The following is a 3,977-nucleotide window of genomic DNA, read 5'->3' as shown; positions in this document are numbered from 1 at the left end:
AAATTTATTTAAAATGTATTTTAAAAAAAATCAAAAAATAAAAGCATATGAAAATATTAAAAATATGAAAATATTAAAAATATGAAAAAATCAAATTGATTAATTACGATTTATTGTAATGGTGATAAAATGAAAGGAATGATATTGGTTATGGATGGGATGGCAGGCCGTCCCTTAAAAGAACTTAACAATCAAACTACACTACAGGCAGCTAAAACTCCAAATATGGATAAGATGGCAGAAAGAGGAATTACCGGATTGATGGACTCAATTGCTCCTGGAATCATCCCAGGAAGTGACACAGCACACTTATCCATTTTAGGTTACAACCCTTATGAGGTATACACTGGAAGAGGACCATTTGAAGCTGTTGGTGTCGGTGTGGATGTTATTCCTGGAGATATAGCATTCAGATGCAACTTCTCAACATCAGATGAAAATGGAATCATTACAGACAGACGTGCTGGAAGAATCAGAGATGGAACTGATGAACTTGTAGCAACCTTAAATACCATGAAGCTTGAAGGCTATGAAGACATCCAAATCATATTCAAGGAATCAACCGGACACAGAGCAGTTTTAGTGCTTAGAGGAGAAGGATTATCCGGAAAAGTTAGTGACGCAGACCCTAAAGTGGAAGGAAACAAACCTAAAGTAGTCAAAGGACTTGACGGAAGCCCAGAAGCTGAAAAAACTGCAGACATCTTAAATAAATTAGTTGCTAAAACATATGAAATGACCAAAGACCATCCAGTAAATCTTAAAAGAATAGAAAACGGTGAACCACCAGCCAATATTGTCATTCCTCGTGGTGCAGGTGAAGTGCCTGAAGTGGAAAAGATCAACGACAAGTATGAAGTCAATTCCGCTTGTATTGCAGAAACCGGACTTATTATGGGTATCGGCCGCTTTGCAGGAATGGACATCATAGAGATGGAAGGTGTAACCGGTGGAACTGACACAAACCTTGAAAACATCAGGGACACAATCATAGACCAAGTGAACAATAGTGAACATGACTTCTTCCTAATCAATATTGACGGAGCAGATGAAGCAGGTCACGATGGAAATGCAAAAGAAAAAGTTGAATTCATTGAAAAGGTAGATGAAGTTGTAATGAGCGAACTTCTTAAATTGGAAGACTGCTACATCTTTTTAACTGCAGATCATGCAACCCCTATTTCCGTCAAAAACCACTCCGGAGACCCTGTCCCTATATTAATCAATGGTCCTGAAGTCAGAGTGGATGATGTCTGTGAATACAACGAATATGCTGTGGCAAAAGGTGCCATGTGCAGAATCAGAGGTGCAGACGTAATGAACATACTTACCGATTTAATGGGATACGCACATAAATTCGGAGCTTAATTCGTAAATCAGTACAAATCATAATTATGGAGTTAAAATATGGCAAATAAAAAACTGTTTGGAACTTCTGGAATCCGAGGAAAAATCGGTTCAGAAATCAATTCAGAATTGGCATTGAAAATAGGTAAATCATTGGCCAAATACTTAAACAATACTGGAAAAGTTGTTATTGGATTTGATACCAGAACTACAAATAGAATGCTTGAACAGGCAATTACTGCAGGGCTTAACGAGCATGGTGTAGATGTAATTAAGATTGGTATGGTTCCAACACCTCTTGTAGGATATGCAACCTTAAAGCTTAATGCTGATGCTGGAATAATGCTTACCGCATCCCACAACCCTTCAGAATACAATGGAATCAAACTCTGGAATAAAAACGGTATGGCTTATACACCAGAACAGGAAGAGAAAATCGAAGAAATATACTATAATGAGGACTTCGGTTTTGTTGAATGGGACAAGATAGGAATCATTAGCCACAATGATGAAATCAAAAAGCAATATATCGATGACCTATTGGATATTGTTGACATCAAGCCTGGCCTTAAAGTGGTTATCGACTGTGCATGCGGTGCAGGATCTGAACTTTCCCCAATATTGTTTAGAAAAGCTGGCTGTGAAGTCATTACATTAAATTCACAAGTTGACGGATTTTTCCCTGGAAGAAATCCAGAACCTAATATAGCAAACCTCTCAAGCCTTATGGCAACAGTTGTTGCAACCGGTTCAGACCTTGGAATTGCTCACGATGGTGATGCAGACAGAATGATAACTGTTGACGAAAACGGTAAGGTTTCAGACTTTGACAAGCTTCTTGCTCTTGTATCCAAGAAATTTGGTGGAACAGTTGTAACTACCGTCGATGCAGGATTATGTATGGATGAGGCAATGGCTGAAGTAGGTGGAAAAGTTCTCAGAACCAAAGTTGGAGACGTCAATGTCGCTGAAGTGATGATTGAAGAGAATGCAAGCTTTGGTGGAGAGCCATCAGGAACATGGTTGCATCAAGACTTCTGCATGTGTCCAGATGGAATATTGTCAGGTCTTAGAATGGCTGAAATCGTTTCCAAAGAAGGAAAATTATCAGAACTTCTATCACAGTTTAAAGACTATCCTCACTTAAGGGAAAAGGTGATCTGTTCCAAGGAAGAAAAGATAGCTGTTATGGAAAATATGGAAAGCCTTTTATCCGATGCATTTGATGACATTTCTGAAATCAATACAATCGATGGTGTCAGATTGACCTTCAATGATGGAAGTTGGGTTTTAGTCAGACCTTCAGGTACTGAAGATTATGTAAGAATAACTTTAGAAGCTAAAACACAAGAAAAAGCAGAGGCAATCAGAGATACCTGTACTAAAATTATTAAGGAGAATATCTAATTATTCTCTCACTTTCTTTTTTTATAAAACGATTATTTGTTTTAATGATTACGAATTAAATTTTTTAAAATCAAAAATAGATTTGTAAAAATTGAAATAAGAAAAATAGTAAAAAATAGATAAAAAATTAAAAAAATAAAAAAATAAAGAATTCTAGAAAACTTATTCGTCTTCGGTAATGATTCCTTCAATACCTGCAGCACATTGAGGGCATACCCAGTCATCTGGGAAGTCTTCGATAGGTCCTGCTGGTACTTTGTAAGTTTCATCTCCGGTTTCAGAATCCCATGTGTATTCACAGTGCATACATACATATTTTACCATTATAATCACCTTTTTTTAAATTATTTAATTAAACAGTATTAGTTAATTAACTATAATTCTAATATGTATAAACTTATATAAAAAACTTTTTTAATTAATTTATTAGAAAACTTAGAAACTAAATTTCATATCCATTTATATATTTATATAGAAAAAATAGAATATATTAAATAATTATTTAAATGAATAAAAAGTAATATAAAAATATACTATTCTAATATTTGATTTGAAAAATATCAAAATGAAAAATAACCGATATTTTTTATCAAATAGGGAAAATTTAAAACACTAAAAATTTAAAAAAATTAATTTTTATGAAAAAATAAAAAAAAGGGAATTGGAGGAATTAGGTGAAAGCTATAATTTTAAGTGCAGGTGAAGGAACAAGAATGAGACCTTTAACTCTCACAAAACCTAAGACAATGTTGCCTGTTGCTGGAAAACCTATTATACAATATAATATAGAAGCATTGCGCGATTGCGGTGTGAAAGACATTCTCCTTATTGTGGGGTATAAGGAAGAAATAGTTAAAAATTACTTTAAAGATGGATCACAGCTTGGAGTAAACATCAGTTATGCAACCCAAAGCAAATTAGAGGGAACTGCAGATGCTATAGGTTATGGAAAAGACTTTATTGAAGACAGTTTAATCACTCTTAACGGAGACATCATCCTTGATGTTGACATTCTCACAGAAATAATTGAAGATTATGAAAAGTCAAAACCGGATACTCTAATGGTGCTTACTGAAGTGGAGGATCCAAGTGCATTCGGTGTAGTTGAATTGGATGGAGACAATATCATAAATATTGTTGAAAAACCTAAAAAAGGAGAAGCTCCAAGCAATTTAATCAACACAGGAATTTACATCTTCAACAAGGACATCTTTGATAAGATT

At 34.7% G+C, this 3,977-nt stretch carries 4 protein-coding genes; 3 read left to right on the top strand and 1 reads right to left on the bottom strand.

The window, feature by feature from the left end; translation table 11 throughout:
- The first annotated feature begins 129 nt into the window (after positions 1–129).
- On the top strand, positions 130–1,368 hold the full coding sequence (locus ACKI67_RS02810) for a 2,3-bisphosphoglycerate-independent phosphoglycerate mutase (RefSeq protein ID WP_407461884.1): 1,239 nt from the start codon (positions 130–132) through the stop codon (positions 1,366–1,368).
- A 39-nt stretch (positions 1,369–1,407) separates the two neighbouring features.
- Positions 1,408–2,754, top strand: a complete 1,347-nt coding sequence (gene glmM, locus ACKI67_RS02805) for a phosphoglucosamine mutase (protein WP_407461883.1) — start codon at positions 1,408–1,410, stop codon at positions 2,752–2,754.
- Between the two features lie 162 nt (positions 2,755–2,916).
- Here the strand turns inward: glmM and ACKI67_RS02800 are convergent, their stop codons facing one another.
- Positions 2,917–3,078, bottom strand: a complete 162-nt coding sequence (locus tag ACKI67_RS02800; RefSeq protein ID WP_074798578.1) for a rubredoxin — start codon at positions 3,076–3,078, stop codon at positions 2,917–2,919.
- 350 nt (positions 3,079–3,428) lie between these two features.
- On the opposite strand from ACKI67_RS02800, the gene ACKI67_RS02795 reads away from it, so the two are divergent.
- Positions 3,429–3,977 (top strand): sugar phosphate nucleotidyltransferase (locus tag ACKI67_RS02795; protein ID WP_407461882.1); only part of this gene is annotated, 549 nt, incomplete at its 3' end.

Source organism: Methanobrevibacter sp. (assembly GCF_045577275.1).
Classification (GTDB): Archaea; Methanobacteriota; Methanobacteria; order Methanobacteriales; family Methanobacteriaceae; genus Methanobrevibacter.
This window is presented reverse-complemented; position numbering and strand designations above follow the sequence as displayed.

Coding starts and splice junctions, on each gene's coding strand:
- ACKI67_RS02800 (WP_074798578.1), bottom strand. CDS start 3,078: ATGGTAAAATATGTATGTATGCACTGTGAATACACATGGGATTCTGAA.
- ACKI67_RS02810 (WP_407461884.1), top strand. CDS start 130: ATGAAAGGAATGATATTGGTTATGGATGGGATGGCAGGCCGTCCCTTA.
- glmM (WP_407461883.1), top strand. CDS start 1,408: ATGGCAAATAAAAAACTGTTTGGAACTTCTGGAATCCGAGGAAAAATC.